Here is a 23,439-nt window from a genome sequence, read left to right on the forward strand (position 1 = left end):
TATTTGGGGGGATGCATGGCACGGTCACGTCGTCGTTCGGCGCGCACACGGGTTCCGTTCAGCTGGCTCGGGGCGAGCGCGGTCACAATGGGACTGGGTGCCGCCGTCCTTAGCGGCTCGGCGGTAGCCGCCGCTGATGACGGCGGATCCGGTTCGGCCACAAAGCATTCCGGCTCAGCGCATGCCGCGCCGCGTGGGACTACCGACCATCGGGCGCCCACGGCGACGTCGAAGCGCAAGCCCACCCCGGCGGCGGGGGCGACGACGCGTGGGCGCTCCAGCGCCGAGCGGGGCGTCATCGTCCGCCCAGATACTGACATCCCGTCGGCTGCGGTGCCTACCGCTGCCGCACCGGACGATACGGCTGCGGTGGTCACCACCAAACCGGCCAACCCGCTGATCAAATCGGCCACCTCCGCGGTGACACCGACCGCCAACGCCGCGGTGAGCCCGTTCGCCGGATTCCTGCGCAGCGTCAGCTCCCTACTCGGTGTGAACCGGCCCACCGCGCCTGCGAACCCAATCGGTGCACTCCTATGGGGCCTGATGCAGCAAGTAGCCGCCGCGGTCGGGGTGAAGCCCAAGGCCGGCACCCCGACGGTCAGCACCCCGGTCGGCACCACCGGTCTGGTCACCGGCACCCTTGGCTTCACCGACAGCAGCGGTGCGACCCTGACCTACACCCACACCGACCCGGCCAACGGCACCGTCACCGTCAACGGCGACGGAACCTACAGCTACACACCGACATTGGCGGCCCGTCTCGCTGCTGCCGGCGGAACCGGGCCGACCACCGACAGTTTCAGCGTCACCGCGTTCAACGGCATCACGTCGGCCAAGGAAACCGTGACGGTTCCGATCAGTCCGGATACGCCGGCCATCGGCACCCCCACTGTCGGTACGCCGAACTCGGTCACCGGGGCCATCACCGGTGGCATCACCGCCACCGACCCGGCCGGCCAGCCGCTGACCTACAGTGTCGGCACCGGGCCTACCAAGGGCGCCGTCACCAGCTTCAACAGCGCCACCGGTGCCTTCACCTACACCCCCACGACCAGCGCCCAACTGGCCGCGGAAACCGCGGGTGCAGTCGGTGCTGACTCCTTTACCATCTCCGTCAGCAATGGCGCCGCGACGGTCTCGGTGACCGTGCACGTCGTCGTCGATCCCGGTGCCCCGCAGGCCGGGACGCCCACCATCGCCACCACCAGCACCGCGACCGGGACCATCACCGGCGCAACAGCATTCACCGACCATGCCGGCGGGCAACTGGTGTACAGCGTCAGCGGCACGCCGGCCAACGGAACCGCCACCGTTTCCGCGGATGGAACCTACAGCTACACACCGAGTTTGGCGGCCCGACTGGCTGCTGCCGGCGGAACCGGGCCGATCACCGACAGTTTCACCGTCACCGCCGGCAACGGCGTGCACACCACCAGTCAAACCATCTCGGTCGCGATCAGCCCGGATACGCCGGTCGCCGGCATCGCCACCGTGGGTGCCCCGAATGCGGTCACCGGAGCCATCGCCGGTACTGCGACGGCCACCGATCCGGCGGGCCAGCCGCTGACCTACAGTGTCGGCACCGGCCCGACCAAGGGCACTATCACCAGCTTGAACACCGTCACTGGCGCCTTCATCTACACCCCCTCGACCAGCGCTCAGCTCGCAGCGGAAGCCGCCGGCACCGTGGGTGCCGACACCTTCACCATCTCCGCCAGCAACGGCGCCGCGTCCATCTCGGTGACGGTGAATGTTGTGGTCGACCCCGGCACGCCGCAAACCGGCACCCCGACCGCCGGCACACCGGTCACCAGCACCGGACTGGTTAGTGGCGCTCTCGGATTCACCGACCCGGCCGGCGGCACACTGACCTACACCCACACCAATCCTGCGAGCGGGACCGTCACCATCGCCGCGGACGGAACCTACAGCTACACACCGACTGTGGCGGCCCGCCTCGCTGCCGCCGGCGGAACCGGACCCGTCACCGACACGTTCACCGTCACGGTCACCAACGGAATTCACACCGCCAGCCAAACCGTCACCGTCGCGATCAGCCCCGATACGCCGGTTGCCGGCACTCCGACCGTGGGTGCGCCGAATGCGGTCACCGGCGCGATCACGGGCACTGCGAGTGTCAACGACCCGGCCGGCCAACCGCTGACCTACACCATCACCAGCGGACCCGCCAGCGGCACCATCACCAATTTCAATTCCAGCACAGGGGAATTCACCTATACCCCCACCGACACCGCCAAACTCGCGGCCGAAGCCGCCGGTGCCCTCGGGGCTGACGCCTTCATCATCTCCGCCAGCAACGGTGCCGCGTCGGTTTCGGTTACTGTGCATGTCGTTGTCGACCCCGGCACCCCGCAGACCGGTACGGCCGTCATCGGCACCGTCGACACCAAAACCGGAATCGTCACCGGCACAACAGCGATCACCGACCCTGCCGGTGGGCAGCTGGCATACACCGTGAGCGCGGGCCCCGCGAGCGGAACGGTCATCGTCAACAGTGACGGCACCTACACCTATACCCCGAACGCCGAGACCACCGAGGTTGTCGACAGCTTCACTGTCACCGCCACCAACGGCATCCACACCACCAGCCAAACCATCTCGGTGCCGATCAACACCCAAGACGCGATCGTCGGGACGTGGCAGGTCACGGGCAGCGATCCGGCGCCCGCACCGTATCCGGAGAACTGGGTCGCGACGATCACCCGGGTCGGCGATGTGTACACCCAGAACATCACCGTTACCTACGACGGTGTCACCGACACATTCGAGTACGGAAGGTTCACCCGCACCGGCGCCGGTGTCTACACCGCCGTCGACGGCAGTTACGGGTGGTCCGCTGACCAGGAGCTGGAGTATCTCCAAAACCTGTATGGCGAGGACGCCGTCATCAGCGACCTCGTATACAACCCGTACGCAGTCTGGTCACTGAACGTTTCCGACGACGGCCAGACGATCACTGAGTTCCACAACGTCACCGACACCTACACGGTCACCCTCCCCGCGAGCCATACGCTGGAGGGCTTCGGCGAAACGTCATTCACCACAGATGGCGTCACGAATGTCTACACCTTCGACGACTCATGGTCGGAGGCAACGTTCATCGCCAAATTCTCGGACAGCACCGTGCTGGACATTCCCGAACTCGGTACTCCGATTGTCGGCAACCCGGACCCCGACACCGGGGTTGTGATCGGCAACGCGGTGATTATCGATCCGGAAGGCGTCACGCTGGTATACAGCGTGTCGACCAACCCGGCCAAGGGTGTCATCACGGATTTCGACACCAGCACAGGGGAATTCGTCTACACCCCGGACGTCGATGCCACTGGCGCCACCGATACCTTTGCCGTCACTGCCACCAACGGCGTGTACCAGGCAACGCAAACCATCTCGGTTCCGCTCAACCCCATCGCACAGGACGCGATTGTCGGGACCTGGATCATCGCCAGCGCAACGGGCCAGACAATCTCGACCATCGATTATCTCGACGGGTCGGGCCCGCAAACCACCGATTCGGGCCCGCAGGAATTCGTGGCGGACATCGACATCACCGTCACCAAATCCGGCGACGAATACACCCTCAGTGGAACCGGAGTCGGTGGCACGATTGGCACGATTGGGGGGGTCCTGACCTCGACTGGTTCCGGAATTTACGAGGGATCGCTGACCACCGGCGGCGTCACCGCCGAGGCGTACCGCCAGTTGCTCGAACAACAAGGTTATGTCGATGTCGATGTCTCCATGACATCCACCGCGACGCTCTCCGAAGACGGCCAAACCATGACCTACGTCGGCGTAATCCACCTCGCTGCCACCGGGCCCTACGGCGAGGAAAGCGCCATCGCACGCTTCGGGTCCGACTCGATCATCACCTACACCGCCACCAAGGCTGTCGTCGTCGCGCCCGAGCCGGCCGGAACCTGGGACGTCAGCTATATCGTCTACAACGGGGGTGCTGGTTATCCCTCCGAACCCGGCGACGTCACCATTACCCTCGTCGCGACCGCCAACGGCTACACACCAACCGTCACCGGTAACAATGTGTTGCCCTTCGAAATCGATGTGCTGACCGAAACCAGCCCAGGCGTCTACACCGGATCGATCAGCCCCGAAGGTGTCGAGCAATTCCGGCAATTCGTCATCGCCTCGTACCTCGGCGAATCGCCGGACGTTTCCGTCGACGCCAGCAACTTCAACGTCGACGCGTCAGCGACCGTCACCTTCTCTCTCGACGCGCAGTCCATGAACTACACGATTGCGTATAGCCTCGGCGGCACTATCGCTGTCACAATCGACGGCGACACGGAAGAATTAGCTCCCTTTGGCGAGGGCGTCTCAGGCTCCATCAGCTATACCGCCACCAAGGTTGTGGTTGTCGCGCCCGAGCCAGCCGGCACCTGGACCGTCTCGACCGTCGATCACGCTGACCTGGACGGCTCCAACCCCTACAGCTATTCACCCGAACCCGGTGACAGCATCATCACCGTCACCGAAACCGGTACGGGATACACTGCCACACTGACCCAACAGGCATCGGACACCGGCATCATCAGCCTGGAGATCAGTGCGCTGACCGAGTCCAGCCCGGGCGTCTACACCGGATCGATCACCCCCGAAGGTGTTGAGCAGTACCGGCAAGCGCTTGTCGACTCGACGATGAACTCGCCTTACATAGACGCCATCTCGGCCGACGCCAGCAATGTCAATGTCGACGTGACATCGACCGTCACCTTCTCCCCTAACGGACAGACGATGACCTATACCGTGGTCACGATCTTCAGCGGCACCTACAGCGTCACCACCGCCGAGGGCACCACCGAACAGGCCTCCGACTTCGCCTACACGGAGACCTACACCGCCACCAAGGCCGGCGTCATCCTGACCTGAAACATTGTCTCAACGACGGCCAGATCATCGACGAAGTCCAATTGCGCAACCCATTCGCGCAGTGATTGCACGTCCCTGACCACTCGACCAAGACTGTCTAAGTTGCGGCTAGGGCAAGACCCACGAACGCGCCCTCCGCGAGTGTGACCCGACTATGCGCGGCTGGGCAGTGTCAGTTTGCAGCTCTGCCCGATGTCCAACGTGGACAGCATGCGGCCCATCCCGATCCACATCGCGCACGACAACGTCAGGTCGGCCAGTAGCTCGTCGGAGAACTGTGCGTGGGCGCGCTCCCAGAAGTCCTCGTCGTACTTGAGGTTCACATGGTCCATGCCGAACCGGTGGGCGAACTCGGCGGCGACGCGTTCCTGCTCGCTGTAGCCCGGCCAGGTCTGCCACTCGATGGCGTGGTCGTAGAGCTCCTCGTCGACCCCGGCGGCGGGACCGTCGGCGTCGCGGGTGTTCTGACACAAGACGCATTCGTTGTCCAAGGCGATCACCGCGCGGGCCAGTTCGCGCACCCGCATCGGCAGCCGGTTCTTGTCGCTGTAGACGGCACTACTGAAGCCGGCCATGGCCGTTCCGATATCCGGCGACTTGACGATCCAGCCGGCGACGTCGTCTTCAGCGAAATTTCCGATTCGGCTCATGGCGGCGATGGTACGCCGTGAGCCGGCAATCTGGAACGTGTTCTAATTCTTCGCCCGAGGCGTTGTCCGCTCGGCTCGTGGACAATACCTCCGGTGGGCTTTCTTCCCGTCCGACTCAGGACGCCGCCAGACGGTGGTACGCCGGTGACGCTGCCCAACGGCATGCGCATCCAGCACTGGCAGAAGATCGAAACCGACTACCTGTACAAGGAGATCTTCGGCGAGGACTCCGTGTATGCGAAGGGCAACTTCATCGCTTTCCGGCCCGGCGCAGTGATCGTGGACGCCGGCGCGAACATCGGACTGTTCACCCTGTTCGCCGCATTGCGGTGCCGAGGTGAGGCCGAAATCTTCGCCTTCGAACCGATCCCTGCAACCTTCTCGGTCCTGGCGGCCAATGCCGCGGCGGCCCGTCGTGGCGACTTCGCCGCCGCGATGGGTGCCCCGGCCGGTGCGTCGTTGACGATCCATGCGATCAACCGCGGCCTGTCCGACACGGCAGATGAGGTGATCTTCCAGCACCACCCGAACTTCACCATGTGGAGTACGCAGGACGCCGATTTTGCCCGCCAGCGGCTGGATCGATTCGTGGCCGACGTGGCCGGTCTGGTCCGCTTCGCCCCCGCAGCCCTCCGGCGAGCCGCGGTGCGACCGGTCGTCGCGTGGATGGGCCGCACCACGAAGGTGGCGGCCTCGCTGGTCCCGCTGTCGTCGGTCATCGAGGAGTATCGCATCGAGCGCATCGATGTCCTGAAGCTCGATGTCGAGGGCGCCGAAGTGGCAGCGCTGCAGGGAATCGCGCCCGCCCACTGGGACATCGTCCGTCAGGTGGTGTTGGAGGTGGAGTTCTTCCTCACCAAGGATCGGGTCATCGAGATGCTCGAAGCGCACGGGTTCGAGACGTATTGGTACGCCAGCGAGCGCGAGCGCTACAGCACTGCGCGCAGCGAGGTGTGCATGGTCTACGCGTGGCGGGGAGAAGACCGCCGCTAAGCTCCGGGTGGCGTCAGCTCGGCGGGCGCGACACGCACTGTGCGGAGTAGAGCTCCACGCCGAGCTTGTCCATCAACTCGAGCTGGGTCTCGAGATAGTCGATATGGTGTTCTTCGTCGGCCACGATCTCCTCGAAGAGGTTGGCCGTGGTGGAGTCCTGCTTCTCGCGGCACAGGATGATGGCCGGCTTCAAGCGACCGACCACCTCGTACTCGATCGCCAGATCGCTCTCGAACTGCTCGCGCAGGGTCTGGCCGACGCGCAGCGAGCCGAGCCGCTGATAGTTGGGCAGACCGTCGAGGAGCAGGATGCGGTCGGTGATCGCCTCGGCGTGTCGCATCTCGTCGAACGATTCGTCCCGGGTGTGCTTGGCCAGCTCGGTGAAACCCCAGTTGTCCTGCATTTTCGAATGCAGGAAATATTGATTGATCGCGGTCAATTCGCTGGTGAGCTGCTCGTTGAGCAGGCGAAGAACTTCCGGATCACCTTGCATGACGTCTCCCCGGGTCGGCTGTGCCACCACCCTAATGCAGGCCGGACGACAGCCTGAGCAGGCTCGAACGAGGTGGGTGTTGTAGGCACGCCTAACTAAGGTTAGTCTCCACTAAGAAGTTCGACGCACCGCCGCCTACGACGAGAGGAAGCACCCATGTACGTGTGCCTCTGCGCGGGGGCGACGAGTGCGACCGTCAAAGAGGTCGTTGCCGGCGGGGCGTGCACGTCCAAGCAGGTCGCGGCGGCCTGCGGCGCGGGAGGCGATTGCGGCCGGTGCCGTCGCACCGTGCGGGCGATCATCGAGCAACATTTTGCCGACACGGCCGGCGCCCCGCCGTGCCGGCAGTGCACCGGCAATGTGTTCTGCCAGCTGCACAGCGGTGCCCGTCGTAGCACCGCGCGAGCGAGCTGACCTACGACTTGCCGCGGTGAAAATCGGCCAGCGCCTCAGCGTTGGCGGCCGCACCCATCAGCTTCTCGAAGAAGGCGTTCTCCCGCGCGGTCGCATCCGCGATGCCCGCGCGTAGCGGTTCGACCATGGTCTGCTTGACGGCGATCAGGCTTGAAATGGGCCGGGAGGCAAGGACTTCAGCGTGCCTACGGGTGTCGGCGATCAATTCGTCGGGTTCGCACACCCGCCAGACCAGGCCCATGCGCAGCGCTTCGGTGGCATCCACCCACTCCGAGGACATCAGCAACCAGGCGGCGTTCTGCCGACCGATCAACTGCGGCAACAGATATGACGAGGCGGCCTCGGGGGCAACGCCCAGGCTGGTGAAGGGGCACTTCAGCCGTGCCGTCGAGGACATGAACGCCAGATCGGCGTAGCCGAGGATGGTCGCGCCGATGCCGAGCCCGACACCGTTGATCGCACAGATCAGCGGCTTGGGAAAGCGGCTCAGCGCGGTGATCAGTCCGGGGAAGCCGTGCGCGCCCGCAGCGAAGTCGGGATCGGTGATGCGAGCCTGCATATCGCCGAGGTCCTGGCCCGCGCTGAACGCGCGACCGGCGCCGGTGATCACGACGACGGCGACCTCGGGATCATCGGCAGCGGCCAGCAGCGCTTCGGCGGTGGCATCGTAGAGCGCCTCGTTGAAGGCGTTGAGAGCCTCCGGGCGATTGAGGGTGATCGTGCGGACCCGGTTCTCGTCTTCGATGAGCAGCGTCACGCGCGGAAGCCTAACGGGGCGATCGCGCGTGATGGGCGGCCACGCCCGGCAGATGAGACCTCACCCGCCCTTGTCGCGCTACGCGGCGTCGTTGTCCGAGTCCTCGGACGGCGGGTCATCACCCAACAACCGTTCGGGGTGGTGGTAGTCGTTGACGCCGCCGCGGAGCATGGGTAGGTCTGGTGGTGGGATCCATTCGGTGTCGCCGCCTGGGAGTTTTCGGGTGTTCCAGCCGCCGGTTTCGACGAGTTGGTTGTCGGGTGGGCAGGCCAGGGCCAGATCGACGATGTCGGTGTTGCCGCCGTTTTTCCAGTCTTTGGCGGCGTGGTGGACCACGCTGTGGTAGCCGGGGGCATCGCAGCCGGGCCGGGTGCACCCACGGTCCTTGCCGTGCAGCATGATTCGCTGATCCGCCGTGGCGATCCGTTTGGTGCGGCCCAGCCATAACGGTCGCCCATCCACGCCGTCGAACAACGCCAAATAGTGGTAGGCGTGTGCGCCCAGTCGGATGACGTCGCCGATGGGCACGACCGCGCCGCTGGCGCTCACCGCCTGCCCAGACTGGGCTTGAATGTCCTGCAGGGTCGCGGTCACGATCACGGTGACCGGTAACCCGTTGTGCTGCCCGAACTTCGGATCCCCCAACTGACCGCGCACCAGTGCCTTCAACGCGTCATGCTGACGCTGCCCACAACTACGCAGATCACGCTCGACGGTTTCCTCGGTCGGCGTGGTGGTCGGATACTGATCGGCGGGGTTGCACATTCCCGCAGCGGCGAACTTCGCCATCCAGGCATCCAACTCCGCCCGCAACTCCGGATCGGCGATCAACCGGCCCACACTCATCCCGTCGATGCCCTGGCCGCCAATCCAGACGAACCCCCGCTTGCGCGCCCGGTCCTCATCGGAGAACGTGCCGTCGGGATTCAAGTGCAGGGCCAGCCGGTGGGCCACCCGCTCCAACTGATCGGGGCGCAGCACCGCCGCCTTCTCGGCCAACGAGTGTTCGGCCTTCTCCCTTTGCGCCGGTGGGACGTGATCGGGCAGTTCGCGGAAGAACTTCTGGATCACCCGCAGATGCTCACCGTCGAGCTGTCCGGCATGCCACGCCTTCGAGGTCTCCGGCAGCTGCGGGGCCAGCGGCTGCCCGGTCAGTGTCGTGCGCGGCGCCAACTGCCCGGCGTCCCGGATCCGCCGCCTGGCCTCGGTCGGGCTGACCCGCAACACATCGGCCAGCGTGATGCCCACCGGCGGACACCCCTGGAACTGCTCCAACCGGGACACCCAGGACAGCGACACCGCCGCGAGCAGCCGCCGCACCGTCTCGAGCTTCTCGACCGCCACGAACCGCTGCGCCGGGGACAACGCCTCGATATCGACCGCACCCAAGGCCTCGGCGTGACCGACGAGCGCCTCCAACTCGCCACTCGAACACACGTTCGAATCCATGAATCAGAGACTACGCCAGACCCCCGACAAGAATCGTCAGTCGTTGCTGTAGACCCGCGTCGGCGCGACCAACACCGCGACGCGACCCTGCTCGACCATCGTCGCGTCGTACTCGTCCCAGTTGTCATGGGTGCCACCGCAAGCGGTGAACACCTCCCGCAGAAGCAGGCGCAGCTGATCCGGCCCGCCCAACCACCCCGGCTCATCGTCGGGACCCGCGAGCTCGGCTCGACCCTCCACAGTCGCCCATTGCCAGCCGTCCCGGAACGTCAGCGTCACCGCCGGCCGTGCCCGCAGATTCGCCAGCTTGACCCGGCCATAGGTGACGAACGCCAGCACCGGCTCGCCGCTGCTGGGATGCGCAATGATGCCGGCGTTGATCAGCGAGGCCTGGATCGTGCCGTCAGCGCGCAATGTCGAGACCACCGCCAGACCCCGGTCGGCGTTGGCGAGTGCGACGGCGTCGTCGAGAGTGGTCATGGCTGCTCGCCCATAAACGGGCTGCGATACACGTACCGGCTGGTGGGCACCGCGTCGATGTTGACGTTGGCTCCGAATGCCGCTGTGCTGGCGACCATCTGCTCCATCCGGCTCTGCAGATCGGCGTCGTCGGCGGCGCCGAAGAACGCGTGCAGGCTGCTCACGGACTCGATGGGGAAATGCTCCTCGACGATCGCGTTGATCACCGGCGCGTCCTCGGTGAGCGCACGCACCACGTAGTTCTGGACGTAACTGAACGTCGACTGGGTGGCGATCGCTACCGGCGTGTGGTTGCCGTGCCAGCGGGCCAACCACGTCGGCTCGTCCATATCGGCCGGCCGCCGCAACAGTGCCATATTGGCCAGGCCCGGCGACCGCTCCCCGAACGGTGTCACCGGCGGAGGCAGCGGTGCCGATTCCGTCACCAGATAGGCGGCGATGTACTCGGCGTAATGGCCGAGTAGCTCGAGCGCCATCAGGACCTGATCGCCGTAATACTGTTGGGTCCACAGGCTGACCAAGGCTTGCACTGGCGGATCCAGCGTCGTCAACGTCATCAGCGAATCGCGGACGTCGGCGTCGCGCACGTTGACCGCCAGCCCGGGCAATCCCAACGCCAGCAGTTCACCGGCCACCGGACCGCGCAGCTGCTGCGCCCACTCGTCGTCGGCGGCGCTGGTGCGCAGCGTGACAATCACCTTCTCCATGGCGCAAGAACCTACCGCAGTCAGTCGCGCAGCCAGCGCGGAGTGATGAAGACGCCGTCAGCCTCGACGGTGATGCCGTCGGCGTCGGAGATATAGCCGGACGCAAAGGTTTTCACGCCGTCGACCCGGGTGATCTGAGCCTCGGCGTGCAGCGGGCCGAGCGGGCACGCCCGTGGATAGCGCACGGTGATGCTGCCGGTGAAGCGGGGCTTGCTGTCCGGGCTGGCCGCCTCGCCGAGTACATGATCGAGGATCAGCGCCGACACTCCGCCGTGCACGTGCCCGGGCGGGCCCTCGTAGGCCGCGCCGAGATGGAAGTCGGTCCAGTACCGACCGTCGTCGTCCCGTTGGATCACCAGCGGCGGGGCGCTCGGGTTACGCAGTCCGATGACGGCGTTTCCCCAACTGATGCTCCGCCCCGAGGGCGTCCGCCGGACACCGAAGGCGCCGTCGATCTGATTGCTGCGCAACCTGGCTGTCGCCGCGTCAATTTCGGCCTTCACCGCGGCAACGGTCTCGGCGTCGACCTGAGTGCGGATCGTCGCGTCGACCAGATGCCGCACCGAGATGGCCAGCGGCTCGTAGATCGAACGCAGGCGCTCGATGTCCTCGGCGGTGATGTCCTCGACGGTGAATTCCAGCACTCCAGCACTAGAGCACGGGGCCGGCGCGGTGTCGAACCTGGGTCTCGCACGGGCTAACACGAATGACACACAACGGACCCCTGGTTGGAACTCAAATGTCGAGAATCTCCTGTTAGCGACGGACGTTCCGGCGCGTCCAGCAGGAGGCCTGCCGATGAGCACTGACGTCACCGAGCCCGCACCGCCGTCATCGAGCGAGTTGAAGATCCCATGGTGGACCCGCGGTGATCTCAACGCGTTCTTCGGTCTCGGGTTCAACATCTTGGTCAACGTCTTGACCCTGACCACGCTGATGATCGGCGTGATCAAGATGCCCGCCGACGATGTGCTGGGCACCGTGCTGCCCGCGCTGGGCGTGGCGCTGGTGTTGGGCAACCTGTATTACACGTTCCTGGCGCGACGGTTGGCGCGCAAGGAGAACCGCACCGACGTGACCGCGCTGCCGTATGGCCCGAGCGTGCCGCACATGTTCATCGTGGTCTTCGTCGTCATGTTGCCGGTGTATCTGGCGACCAAGGATCCCGTCGAGGCTTGGAAGTCCGGTCTGGCCTGGGCGTTCATGATCGGCATCATCGTCATCATCGGCGGGTTCGTCGGCCCCTACATCCGTAAGCTCACCCCGCGAGCGGCGATGCTGGGCACCCTGGCCGGTATCTCGATCACGTTCATCTCGATGCGGCCAGCCGCGCAGATGTGGGAGGCCGCGTGGATCGGCCTGCCCGTGTTGGCCATCATCCTGATCGGCTTCTTCACCGATGTGAAGCTGCCGGGCAACATCCCCGTCGGCCTGGTGGCCCTGCTGGTCGGCACCGCGATCGGCTGGATCGGCGGCTTCATGTCGGCACCAGATGTCAGCCAGGCCATCTCCGACATCGCGATCGGCATCCCGGACCTTCGCATCGACCTGTTGGCATCGGGTCTGGCGCATCTGGCTCCCCTGCTGGGCACCGCGATTCCGCTTGGTGTCTACAACTTCACCGAAGCGATGAGCAACGTCGAGAGTGCGGCCGCCGCCGGAGACAACTACAACCTGCGCAGCGTACTGATCGCCGACGGGGCCGGCGCGGTGATCGGCTCGGCGTTCGGCTCACCGTTCCCGCCCGCGGTGTACATCGGGCATCCCGGGTGGAAGGACGCCGGCGGGCGGGCCGGCTATTCGCTGGCCAGCGGTGTGGTCATCGGGTTGCTGTGCTTCCTCGGTTTGTTCGGCGTGCTGGCGGCTGTCCTGCCGGTGCCCGCGATCGTGCCGATCCTGCTCTACATCGGCCTGCTGATCGGAGCTCAGGCGTTCCAGGCGGTGCCGCGACTGCATGCGGTGGCCGTCGTCGCGGCGCTGTTGCCGAACCTGGCGCAGTGGGCCAGCGGCCTGATCGACAACGCGCTGAATGCGGCCGGGACGTCGGCCGCCAAGGTGGGCATGGACGCACTGGGCGGTGCCGGTGTGGTCTACGACGGGCTGCAGACTCTCGGCGAGGGCGCGATTCTGGTCGGGTTGCTGCTCGGCACGATGGTGACGTTCATCCTGGAGAAGAAGTTCCGCTACGCCGCGCTGGCATCGGTGGTGGCCGCGGCGCTGTCGTTCATCGGGTTGATCCATGCACCCGAAATCGCGTGGGCCGCCAATCCCCAAGTGGCGCTTGGCTATCTGTTCTTCGCGGTGGTGTGCCTGGCATATTCGCTCCTGCCGGGCGCCAAAGATCCGGTGACCGTCGACGAGTCCGATATCGTCGCCGGGCACTAGGTTTCCACCGCGAGCAGACGCGAGCACCCCCATTTTGGCCAGATTTTGGGGGTGGTCGCGTCTGCTCGCCGGGGGAACTAATCCGCGACGAACGGGACCTCGGCGCCGTCGGCCAGCACGACGTAGAGCCGTCGCCACGGGTCGTCGCCCACCAGGTGCCACCGGTGCCCGGATCCGACGGTGTCCTCGGCCAGCAGCACGTCGCCGGGCGCCAGGGTGAATTCCTCGCCGTCGCGGGTGGTGAACACCAGCGTCCCGGCGAGCGTCACGACGAGCTGGCGTACCGGTGCGGTGTGCCAGGCCAGCGTGCCGCCGGTGGCGGTCTCCTCCGCGGTCACCCGAGACGACGCCATCGCCACCGACACCAGGTCGTCGTTTCGTCCCGGCGCCAACTCGAGGCGGCCGATCTGGACGTGGGACTGCTCGTCGGCTCCGGTGAACAAACGCACGCAGCGAATCACGGTGTGCACCTTTCGTTCGGGTCGGTTGCAACGCTATCCGGACCGGGCGAGCTCACCTAAGGTGAGCTGCATGGCGGTTCCGCTCGACGACACCGAGCCGTACTACGACCTCGGTAACCACCATCGTCCCGTCGACACGCCCTCGCCGCAGGCGCAGGTCTGGTTCGACCGCGGACTGGTGTGGGCCTATGCCTTCAACCACGAAGAGGCGATCAGCTGCTTCGAGCGAGCCTTGGCACTTGACGCCGATCTTGCGATCGCCCGGTGGGGCATCGCCTATTCGATCGGGCCCAACTACAACAAGGCCTGGGAGGCGTTCGACCCCGTCGACCTGGCCGCGTCGTTGGCGCGGGCCCGGATGGAACTGGAGTTGGCCGCCGCCGGGCGCGGCAGCGCCGTCGATCACGCGCTGATCGCCGCTCTGGCCACCCGGTTCCCCACCGACGATCCGTCTGACGAAGATGCGCTCGCGGCGGGCCACGCCGCGTACGCCGACGCGATGGCCGAACTGGCCCAGCTGTATCCCGACGATGTGGACGTGCTGGCGCTGGCCGCCGACGCTCTGGTGAACGTCACCGCATGGGCGTTGTGGGACACCACAACCGGCGAGCCCGCCCCCGGCTCGCGGGTGGTGGAGGCCATGGCGCTGATGGACCGGGCGCTGAGCACCGGTGCCGGCCGCGCGCACCCGTTCGTGCTGCACCTCTACATCCACGCCATGGAGATGTCGGCGCATCCCGAGGATGCGCTGCCCGCCGCCGATCTGCTGCGCGGCTTGGTCCCCGACGCCGGCCACCTGCAGCACATGCCGTCGCACATCGACGTGCTGTGCGGCAACTATCGAGATTCGGTGCTGGCCAACCAATCCGCGGTGGTCGCCGACCGGCGGTTCGTCGAACATGGCGGGCCGCTGAACTTCTACTCGCTGTACCGGGCCCACGATCTGCATTTCATCGTGTACTCGGCGATGTTCGCCGGCCAGTCGCAGATCGCACTGGCTGCCGCCGACGAACTGTCCGGGCAGCTGACACCGGAGCTGCTCTCGATCGAATCCCCGCCGATGGCCGACTGGCTGGAAGCCTTCGTTCCGCTGCGGGTGCATGTGCTGATCCGCTTCGGCCGATGGGACGACCTGATCGCCGAGCCGTTGCCAGAAGATGCCGAGTTGTATTGCACCACAACGGCAACCATCCACTACGGACGAGGGGTCGCGCACGCGGCCAAGGGTCAGCTGGCTCAGGCCGAGGCAGAGCGGGCGGCGTTCGCGGCGGCCTACGCGGCCGTGCCGGACTCGCGCTACCTGTTCAACAACACCAGCCGCGACATACTGGCCGTCGCCGCGGCCATGCTGGACGGTGAGATCGCCTACCGTAGAGGTGATTTCGACGTGGCGTTCGAGCACCTACGGCGTGCGATCGCACTCGACGACGCGCTCCCCTACGACGAACCGTGGGGCTGGATGCAACCCACCCGGCACGCCTACGGTGCGCTGTTGCTGGAGCAGGGACGGGTCGAGGAGGCAGCGGCGGTGTATGCGGCCGACCTCGGACTCGACCCGGCGTTGAGCCGGCCGTGTCAGCATCCGGGCAACGTCTGGAGCCTGCACGGCTATCACGAATGCCTGCAGCGGCTGGGCCGCGCGGACGAGGCGGTGATCATCGGACGCCAGCTGGAGCTGGCCAAAGCCCGTGCCGACGTGCCGATCCTGGCGTCGTGTGCCTGCCGACTGGAGGTCTTCGCCGAGGATTGCTGCCACTGACGCCGTAATCTCAACACGTGCACGACGAGTCAGAACGGGCCGCGTCGGCCGTTCCCCCGGCGCGCGGCGCGTCGCGGCCGATCGCGCACTTCATCGGCTCGGCGCCGGTGACATTCACGTGGTTGGCGGTGCTGTTCCTGACGACGGTCGCTCAGCATCTGCTGCCCCGCTGGCATCTGATCGTGCTGCTGCGCAAGGATTCGACCAACCTGCACCAACTGGCAGCCGATCCGATCCGGGTGCTGATCACCAGCCTGCTGTGGCTCGACGGCGCCGCCTGGTGGCCGTATCTGGTGATGTTCTGCCTCTTCCTTGCGCCGGCCGAACGCTGGCTGGGCCATGTGCGCTTCGTGATCGCCGGGCTGATCGCCCACGTGGTCGCCACCTACCTCAGCGAGGGATTCCTGTACTGGCAGATCCAGGAGGCGGCCGTCTCGCCGCGCTACCTCAATGCCCGCGACATCGGGGTGAGCTACTTCGTAGTCGGCATCATCGGCCTGCTGACCTATCACATCGTGCGACCGTGGCGGTGGGTGTATCTGATCGCCGCATTCGCCTGGTTCATCGGCGCGGTGCTGATCAACCCCACGTTCACCCCGGTCGGACACCTGGCCGCGTTGATCGTCGGACTTGCCTGCTACCCGCTGGCGCGCGGACGCCCCGGCCCGCCGGTGGATCCCTCGTGGCTCCTACGCAAACGCCGCCATTCGCCGCCGGCTGCGTAAAGTGAGACAGCGTGGCGCTCGACGACGAGGACATCCGGCGGCTCGGCCGCTGCGTCGAACTCGCCCGCGCCGCCCTGGCAGCGGGTGACGAGCCGTTCGGCTCGATCCTCGTCGATGCCGACGGCGCGGTCCTGTTCGAGGACCACAATCACGTCGCCGGCGGTGACGCCACCGCACACCCCGAGCTGGCGATCGCACGGTGGTCTTCTGCCAACCTCTCCCCCGACCAGCGGGCCCGCGCCACCGTCTACACCTCCGGCGAGCACTGCCCCATGTGTTCCGCCGCGCACGCATGGGTTGGCTTGGGCCGCATCGTGTTCGCCGTCGCCGGTGCACAGCTGGCCCGGTGGCTGACCGAATGGCGGGCGCCACTTCCGCCGGTGGCGCCGCTCCCGATCACCGCGGTCGCCCCGCAGCTGGTGGTCGACGGGCCCGCGCCTGGGTATCAGGACGAGATGATGGCCCTCTACAAAGCGAAGTTCGCGCCATGAGCGCCGACTGGGTTCGCCACGCGATCTGGTGGCACGTCTACCCGCTGGGATTCGTCGGCGCCTTTCCTGCCGACGATCCGCCCGGCGCGGGAGAACACCGCCTGGGCCGAATCGTCGACTGGCTCGACCACGCCGTCGAACTCGGCACCTCCGGCATCGCGCTGGGCCCTGTATTCGCCTCGCGCACCCACGGTTACGACACCACCGACCACTTCCGCATCGACCCGCGCCTTGGTGACGACGCCGACTTCGACCACCTCGTCACCGAGGCCCACCAGCGCGGGCTGCGGGTACTCCTCGACGGTGTGTTCAACCATGTCGGAACCGATTTCGGCCGCTATCGACGCGCCGTCGACGACGGCGACGCGGGGTCGATCGGATGGTTTCGCGGCCGTCCCGGCCGCTTTCACACCTTCGAAGGCCACGGCGAACTCGTCGCGCTCAACCACACCAACCCGGCCGTCGTCGACTACACCGTCGACGTGATGAACCACTGGCTGGACCGCGGCGCCGACGGCTGGCGCCTGGATGCCGCCTACGCGGTCCCCGAGACGTTCTGGGCAACGGTGTTGCCGAGGGTGCGCAAGGCACATCCCGACGCGTGGTTCGTCGCCGAGGTCATCCACGGTGATTACACCGCGTTCGTCGATGCCTCCGGTGTCGACTCGGTGACCCAGTACGAGCTGTGGAAGGCGATCTGGAGCAGTCTCAACGACGGCAATTTCCACGAGCTGGACTGGGCACTGCAGCGCCACAACGACTTTCTGGCACGCTTCGCTCCGCTGACGTTCGTCGGCAATCACGACGTGACCCGCATCGCCAGTCAGCTGCAACAGCCCGAGCAGGTTGCACACGCGCTGGTGCTGCTGTTCACCACCGGCGGGGTCCCCTCGATATATGCCGGTGACGAACTCGGTTTTCGCGGGGTCAAGGAAGATCGGGCCGGCGGCGACGACGCGGTGCGACCCGAATTCAGCGCGCCCCCGCTTCCCCTCGACGCCGCCGGGCGCGAGACCTGGAATCTGCACCAGTACCTGATCGGGTTGCGCAGGCGCAACCCGTGGCTGCATGAAGCCAAAACCACTGCGCTGCATGTGGACAACCGCGGCTATGCCTACGAGACCCGCAGCGGTGACGACGCCTTGATCGTCGCGCTCAACATCGATGACACACCGATGCCGCTGCCGGTGGCCAAGCTGACCGGTGGTCAGGCCCGGTTGGTCGGCGGCACGGCGGCACCCCCGGAAGAGATCGTCAGTGAGGTGGTCGTTCCGCCTCAGGGCTGGCTGGTCCTGCGCCCGCTATAGCAGCTCCAGCGTCCGCGCGTCCGGCTCCCCGCCGTAGAACGTGTCGAGCACCGCCACGAAGTCGGCATTGTCAGCAGTGGCGTTGGCGAACAATGTCATCGAGGAGCGCACCTTCAGGTTGTCCGGCCAGCCAAAGATCGCGTCGATCGGCGTGTCTGTGATGGCGGCCACCAGCCGGGCGCACTCGCGCAGCCGGGGCCCCAGTATGGGGTGGGCCAGGTAAGCCTGCGCCTCGGCCAGTGATCCGATGCCGAAACGCTTTGCCGTTGAACTATTTCCGAGCTCGGCCAGCTGCGGGAAGATAAACCAGATCCAGTGGCTGCGTTTGGCGCCGGCGCGCAGCTCGGCGAGCACCCGATCGTAGACGCGATCCTGGGCGTCGACGAAGCGCTGCAGATCGAAGGGGTCGGCCATGCCACAACGGTATCGTTGCCGGACCGTGACCGTGCTGTTATGGATTACTGGTCCAAAGTTGTTGGGATGCCGCAGATCCCGAGTCCGGCGCGTCTCCTGATCGTTAGCGAACCGCGATATGCCACACCGCTGCGCGTACCGAGTCGGGCCTGCCGCGCGTGATTAGCTACCGGCACACAGCTCACCTCCGGTTGTGAAACACGTACGAAAGGTGATGGTTTCCGTCATGAAGATCGTCGATAAGTTGCGAGGCACTTGGTTGCGCCGCGTGGCCGCAGCCTTTGTGGCCGCACTAGCTCTGCCCGGCCTGATTGGTGTCGTCGGCGGGTCGGCGACCGCGGCCGCCTTCTCCAAGCCCGGACTCCCGGTTCTCTACCTCGATGTCCCGTCCGCCGCGATGGGACGCAATATCCGAATCCAGTTCCAGGGTGGCGGCCCGCACGCCGTGTACCTGCTCGACGGTCTCCGTGCACAGGACGACTACAACGGCTGGGACATCAACACCCCGGCATTCGAGTGGCTGTACGGCTCGGGCCTGTCGACCGTCATGCCGGTGGGTGGACAGTCGAGCTTCTACACCGACTGGTACCAGCCGTCGCAGGGCAACGGTCAGAACTACACCTACAAGTGGGAAACGTTCATGACCCAGGAACTGCCGGCCTACCTGGCTGCCAACTACGGTGTCGACCCGAACGGCAACGCCGTCGTCGGTCTGTCGATGGCCGGTAGCGCGTCGCTGACCTACTCGATCTACTACCCGCAGAAGTACACCTACGCGGCATCGCTGTCGGGCTTCCTGAACCCGTCCGAGGGCTGGTGGCCGATGCTGATCGGGCTGGCGATGAACGATGCCGGCGGCTTCAACGCGCAGAGCATGTGGGGTCCGTCGTCTGATCCGGCGTGGCGACGCAACGACCCGATGGTCAACATCAACCAGCTGGTTGCCAACAACACCCGGATCTGGATCTACTGCGGCACCGGTACGCCGTCGGATCTGGACACCTCCGGTGGCGGCGGTAACCTGATGGCCGCTCAGTTCCTCGAAGGCTTCACGTTGCGGACCAACAAGACCTTCATGGACAACTACCTCGCGGCTGGTGGACGCAACGGCGTGTTCAACTTCCCCGCGAACGGCACCCACAGCTGGGGCTACTGGGGACAGCAGCTGCAGCAGATGATTCCGGACATGCAGCGCGTTCTGGGGGCCACCCCGTCCGCCGGCTAGTCCGACTCACAAACAACAGCGAGCCTGTCGCCTCCCCCCGGCGACAGGCTCGCTGCTTTGTGCGGGAACAAGCCGGGGAACAAACTGGAATCGGTCAAGGTTGAGTCGGTCAGACTGAACTTTGGAGGACTGATGGCTGAAGCCAAATCTGTGCCGGTGTTGTTTGTCAGCGACCCGATCGTGCTGCCGGGAATGGTGGTGCCGATTGCGCTGGACGACGCCGCCCGGGCTGCCGTCGACGCGGCACAGCGCACCGGCGGGCAGGAGCGAAGCGACTCGGGGAGCAACCCGGACACCGGCAAGCTCCTGATCGCCCCGCGCTTGGACGATCGGTATCCCACCTATGGCGTGATCGCGTCGATCGTGCAGGTCGGCCGCATTCCCGGTGGGGGTGCGGCAGCCGTGGTCCGGGGTGAGGGCCGCGCGCACATCGGGTCGGGGACAACCGGCCCTGGCGCTGCGCTGTGGGTGGAGGTGACCGAGGTCGCCGAGGATGAACCCACCGAGGACACCAAGGCGCTTGCCGCGGAGTACAAGAAGCTCCTGCTGGCGATGCTGCAGCGCCGTGAGGCCTGGCAGATCGTCGACGTGGTCAACAAGATCACCGACCCCTCGGCACTGGCTGACACCGCCGGCTATGCGTCATATCTGTCCGACGTGCAGAAGCGCCAGCTGCTGGAGACCGAGGATGCGGCCGAGCGGCTGCGCATCCTGATCGGCTGGACCGGTGATCTGCTGGCTGAGGTCGAGGTCAACGACAAGATCGCCGAAGACGTCCGCGAAGGCATGGAGAAGACGCAGAAGGAATTCCTGCTGCGCCAGCAGCTGAACGCCATCCGCAAGGAGCTGGGCGAAGGCGAACCCGACGGAAGCGATGACTATCGCGGCCGCATCGAGGCGGCCGACCTGCCCGACAAGGTCCGCGAGGCCGCGCTGCGCGAGGTCGGCAAGCTGGAACGCTCCAGCGAGCAGAGCCCCGAGGGCGGCTGGATCCGCACCTGGCTGGACACCGTCCTGGACCTGCCCTGGAACAACCGCACCGAGGACTCGACCGATCTGAAGGCGGCCAGGGAAATCCTGGATGCCGATCATCACGGACTGGATGACGTCAAGGACCGCATCGTCGAGTACCTGGCCGTCCGGTCCCGTCGTGCCCAGCGCGGCCTGCAAGTGGTCGGCGGACGCGGTTCGGGCGCAGTGATGGTGCTGGCCGGGCCGCCCGGTGTCGGAAAGACGTCGCTGGGCGAGAGTGTGGCACGGGCCTTGGGCCGCAAGTTCGTTCGCGTCGCCCTGGGCGGTGTGCGCGACGAGGCGGAGATCCGTGGGCATCGTCGCACGTATGTCGGCGCCCTGCCCGGACGCATCGTCCGGGCCATCGGCGAGGCCGGTTCGATGAATCCGGTCGTGCTGCTCGACGAGATCGACAAGGTCGGCTCCGATTACCGCGGCGACCCCAGTGCGGCCTTGCTCGAGGTGTTGGATCCCGCGCAGAACCACACGTTCCGCGATCACTACCTGGATCTGGATCTCGACCTGTCTGATGTGGTGTTCCTGGCCACGGCCAACGTGATCGAGAACATCCCGTCGGCGCTGCTGGACCGCATGGAGCTGGTGACCATCGACGGCTACACCGAGGACGACAAGGTGGCCATCGCCCGCGATTACCTGCTGCCCCGGCAGCGCGATCGGGCGGCGCTCACCGTTGATGAGGTGGAGGTCACCGACGAGGCGCTGCGCAAGATCGCCGCGGACTACACCCGGGAACCTGGTGTGCGCCAGTTCGAACGGCTGCTGGCCAAGGCGATGCGCAAGGTCACCACGAAGCTCGACTCGAGCCAGGCTCCGATCACGATCGACGAGCCGGATCTCGTGGGCTACCTGGGCCGCCCGCGGTTCACGCCGGAGTCGGCCGAACGCACGGCGGTGCCGGGCGTGGCGACCGGCCTGGCGGTGACAGGTCTCGGCGGCGATGTGCTCTACATCGAAGCCGGGTCCACCGAAGGTGAGCCGAGCCTGCAGCTCACCGGTCAGCTGGGCGACGTGATGAAGGAGTCGGCGCAGATCGCGCTGTCCTACGTCCGCAGCCACGCTGCCGAGCTCGGGGTCGACCCCAAGGCGCTGGACCGCAAGATCCACGTGCACGTGCCTGCGGGCGCGGTGCCCAAGGATGGTCCGTCCGCGGGTGTGACCATGGTGACCGCGCTGGTGTCCATGGCGACCGGACGGCAAGTCCGCTCCGACGTGGGCATGACCGGCGAGGTCACACTGAACGGCCGGGTGTTGCCGATCGGCGGTGTCAAGCAGAAGTTGCTGGCCGCGGGGCGTGCCGGGCTGACGACGGTGTTCATTCCGCACCGCAACGAGGCCGACCTGGACGACGTTCCGGCTGAGGTGCTCGAGGCGCTGACAGTGAAGCCGATGACCGATGTCGCCGAGATCGTGGCCCAGGCTTTGGAGCCGGTGGCCGAGGCGGCGACCACTGCGGCCTGACCGTTTCGTCATGCCGGCCCCGACACATTGTCGGCGGCCGGCATTACGGTCTTTGGATGGCCTACGACGAAGATCTGGCGAACCGGCTGCGTGAACTGCTGGCCGCCGAAACGGGTGTCGACGAGAAACGGATGTTCGGCGGCCTGGCATTCCTGATCAACGGCAACATGGCCGTTGTCGCCAGCGGTCACGGCGGTTTGATGGTGCGGATACCGCCCGATGACACCGCCGAGCTGCTGACCCGCGAGCACACCGAACCGATGGTGATGGCGGGGCGCGAGACCCGCGGCTGGATCCGGGTCGGCGACGACGGCGTCCGCACCAAACGTCAGCTCGAAAGCTGGGTGGCCCGCGGGGTGAGTCACGCGAAAACCCTGCCCGCGAAGTGAACCCGGAATAAATGTCCGTGCGTCGTGCTTGTCGCGTGAATGACCTATCCCGTGCGCGTCGCCGTTCAGATTCAGCCGGCCGAAACCCCCGATTACGCCACCTGGCGCCAGGCTGTGCTGCACGCGGAGGAGATCGGGGCGGACGTCATCTTCGGCTACGACCATTTCCATGCCCCGTTCGTCGAAGCGATCGTCGATGCGAAGCCGATCTTGGCTTCCGTACAGCCCGATGTGAACAACTTCGAGGGCTGGACGGCACTGGCCTCCTGGGGTGAGATCACTTCTCGTGCCGAACTCGGGCTGCTGGTGGCCGGAATCGGCTACCGCAATCCCGACCTGCTCGCCGACATGGCGCGCACTGTCGACCACATCAACGGTGGGCGTACCATCCTGGGTGTCGGCGCGGGCTGGTACGAAAAGGATTACACCACTTATGGATTCGACTTCGGAACCGTCAAGTCCCGGGCCGACCTGTTCGACGATGGCCTGCTGCGTATCGAGCGCCGGTTCGAGCTGTTGCACCCGGCGCCGCTGCGCAAGATCCCGATCCTGATCGGCGGATCCGGCCCCAAGCGCACCTTGCCGGCCGTCGCGCGCCATGCCGACATCTGGCACACCTTCTTGCCCATCGACTCCTACCGTGAGGCCAGCGCTCGCGTCGCCGAGCTCGCCGCTGAATTCGGCCGCGCAGACAGCGACATCGAGCGTTCCACGCTGTGGGCGAACCCCGAATCGGCTGACAGTTACCTGGCGGCTGGAGCGACGCTGTTTCACACCGAAGTCCGGGCCGCCGATGGCAAGTACGACCTCAGCACGCTGGAGAGGATGGTCGCCTGGCGCGATACGAAGCGCTGATCGACCCCGATCGCCTGCCGCGTCAATAATCCGAAATCGCTTACGCTGGAGTAAATCTCGTTTTGTGTGCGGGCTTGGCGGGTA

21 protein-coding genes are annotated in these 23,439 nt (G+C 66.1%); 12 read left to right on the forward strand and 9 right to left on the reverse strand.

The features are described from left to right. The first annotated feature begins 15 nt into the window (after positions 1-15). Complete coding sequence (locus HPC46_RS17570; protein ID WP_179472137.1) at positions 16-4,911, forward strand: beta strand repeat-containing protein; 4,896 nt, start codon at positions 16-18, stop codon at positions 4,909-4,911. Positions 4,912-5,063: 152 nt separating this feature from the next. On the opposite strand, the gene HPC46_RS17575 is transcribed toward HPC46_RS17570, so the two are convergent. Next, positions 5,064-5,561 (reverse strand): carboxymuconolactone decarboxylase family protein, encoded by a 498-nt coding sequence (locus tag HPC46_RS17575; RefSeq protein WP_005148022.1) that lies wholly within the window; start codon positions 5,559-5,561, stop codon positions 5,064-5,066. 144 nt (positions 5,562-5,705) lie between these two features. Between HPC46_RS17575 and HPC46_RS17580 the strand changes: the two genes are divergently transcribed. Continuing rightward, complete coding sequence (locus HPC46_RS17580; RefSeq protein WP_179472139.1) at positions 5,706-6,554, forward strand: FkbM family methyltransferase; 849 nt, start codon at positions 5,706-5,708, stop codon at positions 6,552-6,554. Between the two features lie 13 nt (positions 6,555-6,567). On the opposite strand, the gene bfr is transcribed toward HPC46_RS17580, so the two are convergent. After that, positions 6,568-7,047: a bacterioferritin gene (gene bfr, locus HPC46_RS17585; RefSeq protein WP_005148020.1), complete on the reverse strand. Its 480-nt coding sequence runs from the start codon at positions 7,045-7,047 to the stop codon at positions 6,568-6,570. 156 nt (positions 7,048-7,203) lie between these two features. Between bfr and HPC46_RS17590 the strand changes: the two genes are divergently transcribed. Then, positions 7,204-7,461 (forward strand): (2Fe-2S)-binding protein, encoded by a 258-nt coding sequence (locus HPC46_RS17590; protein ID WP_179472141.1) that lies wholly within the window; start codon positions 7,204-7,206, stop codon positions 7,459-7,461. 1 nt (position 7,462) lies between these two features. On the opposite strand, the gene HPC46_RS17595 is transcribed toward HPC46_RS17590, so the two are convergent. The 5 genes from HPC46_RS17595 to HPC46_RS17615 form a co-directional block, all read right to left on the reverse strand. Further along, positions 7,463-8,218, reverse strand: a complete 756-nt coding sequence (locus HPC46_RS17595) for an enoyl-CoA hydratase/isomerase family protein (protein ID WP_179472143.1) — start codon at positions 8,216-8,218, stop codon at positions 7,463-7,465. 78 nt (positions 8,219-8,296) lie between these two features. Continuing rightward, on the reverse strand, positions 8,297-9,667 hold the full coding sequence (locus tag HPC46_RS17600; protein WP_179472145.1) for an HNH endonuclease signature motif containing protein: 1,371 nt from the start codon (positions 9,665-9,667) through the stop codon (positions 8,297-8,299). 36 nt (positions 9,668-9,703) lie between these two features. Continuing rightward, positions 9,704-10,147 carry a TIGR03618 family F420-dependent PPOX class oxidoreductase gene (locus HPC46_RS17605; RefSeq protein ID WP_179472147.1) on the reverse strand — a complete coding sequence of 148 codons (444 nt, stop codon included), beginning with the start codon at positions 10,145-10,147 and terminating at the stop codon, positions 9,704-9,706. Then, a complete protein-coding gene (locus HPC46_RS17610; RefSeq protein ID WP_179472149.1) occupies positions 10,144-10,854 on the reverse strand; it encodes an EthD domain-containing protein in 711 nt (236 codons plus the stop codon). Before HPC46_RS17610 ends, HPC46_RS17605 begins: the two co-directional genes overlap by 4 nt. Before the next feature lie 20 nt (positions 10,855-10,874). Next, positions 10,875-11,498 (reverse strand): PaaI family thioesterase, encoded by a 624-nt coding sequence (locus HPC46_RS17615; RefSeq protein WP_179472151.1) that lies wholly within the window; start codon positions 11,496-11,498, stop codon positions 10,875-10,877. 154 nt (positions 11,499-11,652) lie between these two features. Here HPC46_RS17615 and HPC46_RS17620 point away from each other — a divergent pair, with 154 nt between their 5' ends. Continuing rightward, complete coding sequence (locus HPC46_RS17620) at positions 11,653-13,239, forward strand: SulP family inorganic anion transporter (RefSeq protein ID WP_179472153.1); 1,587 nt, start codon at positions 11,653-11,655, stop codon at positions 13,237-13,239. 77 nt (positions 13,240-13,316) lie between these two features. Here the strand turns inward: HPC46_RS17620 and HPC46_RS17625 are convergent, their stop codons facing one another. Continuing rightward, a complete protein-coding gene (locus HPC46_RS17625) occupies positions 13,317-13,700 on the reverse strand; it encodes a cupin domain-containing protein (RefSeq protein ID WP_179472155.1) in 384 nt (127 codons plus the stop codon). A gap of 70 nt (positions 13,701-13,770) precedes the next feature. Between HPC46_RS17625 and HPC46_RS17630 the strand changes: the two genes are divergently transcribed. The 4 genes from HPC46_RS17630 to HPC46_RS17645 are packed head-to-tail and all read left to right on the forward strand — an operon-like array spanning position 13,771 to position 17,982. After that, positions 13,771-15,459: a tetratricopeptide repeat protein gene (locus tag HPC46_RS17630; protein ID WP_179472157.1), complete on the forward strand. Its 1,689-nt coding sequence runs from the start codon at positions 13,771-13,773 to the stop codon at positions 15,457-15,459. Positions 15,460-15,476: 17 nt separating this feature from the next. Continuing rightward, positions 15,477-16,184: a rhomboid-like protein gene (locus HPC46_RS17635; RefSeq protein ID WP_179472159.1), complete on the forward strand. Its 708-nt coding sequence runs from the start codon at positions 15,477-15,479 to the stop codon at positions 16,182-16,184. Between the two features lie 11 nt (positions 16,185-16,195). Further along, positions 16,196-16,675, forward strand: a complete 480-nt coding sequence (locus HPC46_RS17640; protein WP_179472161.1) for a nucleoside deaminase — start codon at positions 16,196-16,198, stop codon at positions 16,673-16,675. Then, entirely contained in the window at positions 16,672-17,982 is a 1,311-nt protein-coding gene (locus HPC46_RS17645; protein WP_179472163.1) for an alpha-amylase family glycosyl hydrolase, read from the forward strand. Before HPC46_RS17640 ends, HPC46_RS17645 begins: the two co-directional genes overlap by 4 nt. Here HPC46_RS17645 and HPC46_RS17650 read toward each other — a convergent pair. After that, positions 17,977-18,396, reverse strand: coding sequence for a DUF1810 domain-containing protein (locus tag HPC46_RS17650; protein WP_179472165.1), 420 nt, complete (start codon positions 18,394-18,396; stop codon positions 17,977-17,979). The two genes, HPC46_RS17645 and HPC46_RS17650, sit on opposite strands and share 6 nt — an antisense overlap. Before the next feature lie 226 nt (positions 18,397-18,622). Here HPC46_RS17650 and HPC46_RS17655 point away from each other — a divergent pair, with 226 nt between their 5' ends. From HPC46_RS17655 to HPC46_RS17670, 4 genes are all read left to right on the forward strand, one after another. Beyond that, on the forward strand, positions 18,623-19,621 hold the full coding sequence (locus HPC46_RS17655; protein ID WP_102806490.1) for an esterase family protein: 999 nt from the start codon (positions 18,623-18,625) through the stop codon (positions 19,619-19,621). A 132-nt stretch (positions 19,622-19,753) separates the two neighbouring features. Continuing rightward, positions 19,754-22,111: an endopeptidase La gene (gene lon, locus HPC46_RS17660; protein WP_179472167.1), complete on the forward strand. Its 2,358-nt coding sequence runs from the start codon at positions 19,754-19,756 to the stop codon at positions 22,109-22,111. Positions 22,112-22,167: 56 nt separating this feature from the next. Further along, entirely contained in the window at positions 22,168-22,500 is a 333-nt protein-coding gene (locus tag HPC46_RS17665) for a TfoX/Sxy family protein (RefSeq protein ID WP_179472169.1), read from the forward strand. Positions 22,501-22,539: 39 nt separating this feature from the next. Beyond that, positions 22,540-23,355, forward strand: a complete 816-nt coding sequence (locus tag HPC46_RS17670; RefSeq protein ID WP_179472171.1) for an LLM class F420-dependent oxidoreductase — start codon at positions 22,540-22,542, stop codon at positions 23,353-23,355. Positions 23,356-23,439 lie beyond the last annotated feature (84 nt).

This window comes from Mycolicibacterium vinylchloridicum (genome assembly GCF_013404075.1).
Lineage (GTDB): Bacteria > Actinomycetota > Actinomycetes > Mycobacteriales > Mycobacteriaceae > Mycobacterium > Mycobacterium vinylchloridicum.

Bases quoted from the DNA above. Each gene is read 5' to 3' on its own strand.
- HPC46_RS17570 (WP_179472137.1), top strand. From the start codon at position 16: ATGGCACGGTCACGTCGTCGTTCGGCGCGCACACGGGTTCCGTTCAGC.
- HPC46_RS17575 (WP_005148022.1), bottom strand. From the start codon at position 5,561: ATGAGCCGAATCGGAAATTTCGCTGAAGACGACGTCGCCGGCTGGATC.
- bfr (WP_005148020.1), bottom strand. From the start codon at position 7,047: ATGCAAGGTGATCCGGAAGTTCTTCGCCTGCTCAACGAGCAGCTCACC.
- HPC46_RS17590 (WP_179472141.1), top strand. From the start codon at position 7,204: ATGTACGTGTGCCTCTGCGCGGGGGCGACGAGTGCGACCGTCAAAGAG.
- HPC46_RS17600 (WP_179472145.1), bottom strand. From the start codon at position 9,667: ATGGATTCGAACGTGTGTTCGAGTGGCGAGTTGGAGGCGCTCGTCGGT.
- HPC46_RS17605 (WP_179472147.1), bottom strand. From the start codon at position 10,147: ATGACCACTCTCGACGACGCCGTCGCACTCGCCAACGCCGACCGGGGT.
- HPC46_RS17610 (WP_179472149.1), bottom strand. From the start codon at position 10,854: ATGGAGAAGGTGATTGTCACGCTGCGCACCAGCGCCGCCGACGACGAG.
- HPC46_RS17620 (WP_179472153.1), top strand. From the start codon at position 11,653: ATGAGCACTGACGTCACCGAGCCCGCACCGCCGTCATCGAGCGAGTTG.
- HPC46_RS17630 (WP_179472157.1), top strand. From the start codon at position 13,771: ATGGCGGTTCCGCTCGACGACACCGAGCCGTACTACGACCTCGGTAAC.
- HPC46_RS17645 (WP_179472163.1), top strand. From the start codon at position 16,672: ATGAGCGCCGACTGGGTTCGCCACGCGATCTGGTGGCACGTCTACCCG.
- HPC46_RS17650 (WP_179472165.1), bottom strand. From the start codon at position 18,396: ATGGCCGACCCCTTCGATCTGCAGCGCTTCGTCGACGCCCAGGATCGC.
- HPC46_RS17655 (WP_102806490.1), top strand. From the start codon at position 18,623: ATGAAGATCGTCGATAAGTTGCGAGGCACTTGGTTGCGCCGCGTGGCC.
- lon (WP_179472167.1), top strand. From the start codon at position 19,754: ATGGCTGAAGCCAAATCTGTGCCGGTGTTGTTTGTCAGCGACCCGATC.
- HPC46_RS17665 (WP_179472169.1), top strand. From the start codon at position 22,168: ATGGCCTACGACGAAGATCTGGCGAACCGGCTGCGTGAACTGCTGGCC.
- HPC46_RS17670 (WP_179472171.1), top strand. From the start codon at position 22,540: ATGACCTATCCCGTGCGCGTCGCCGTTCAGATTCAGCCGGCCGAAACC.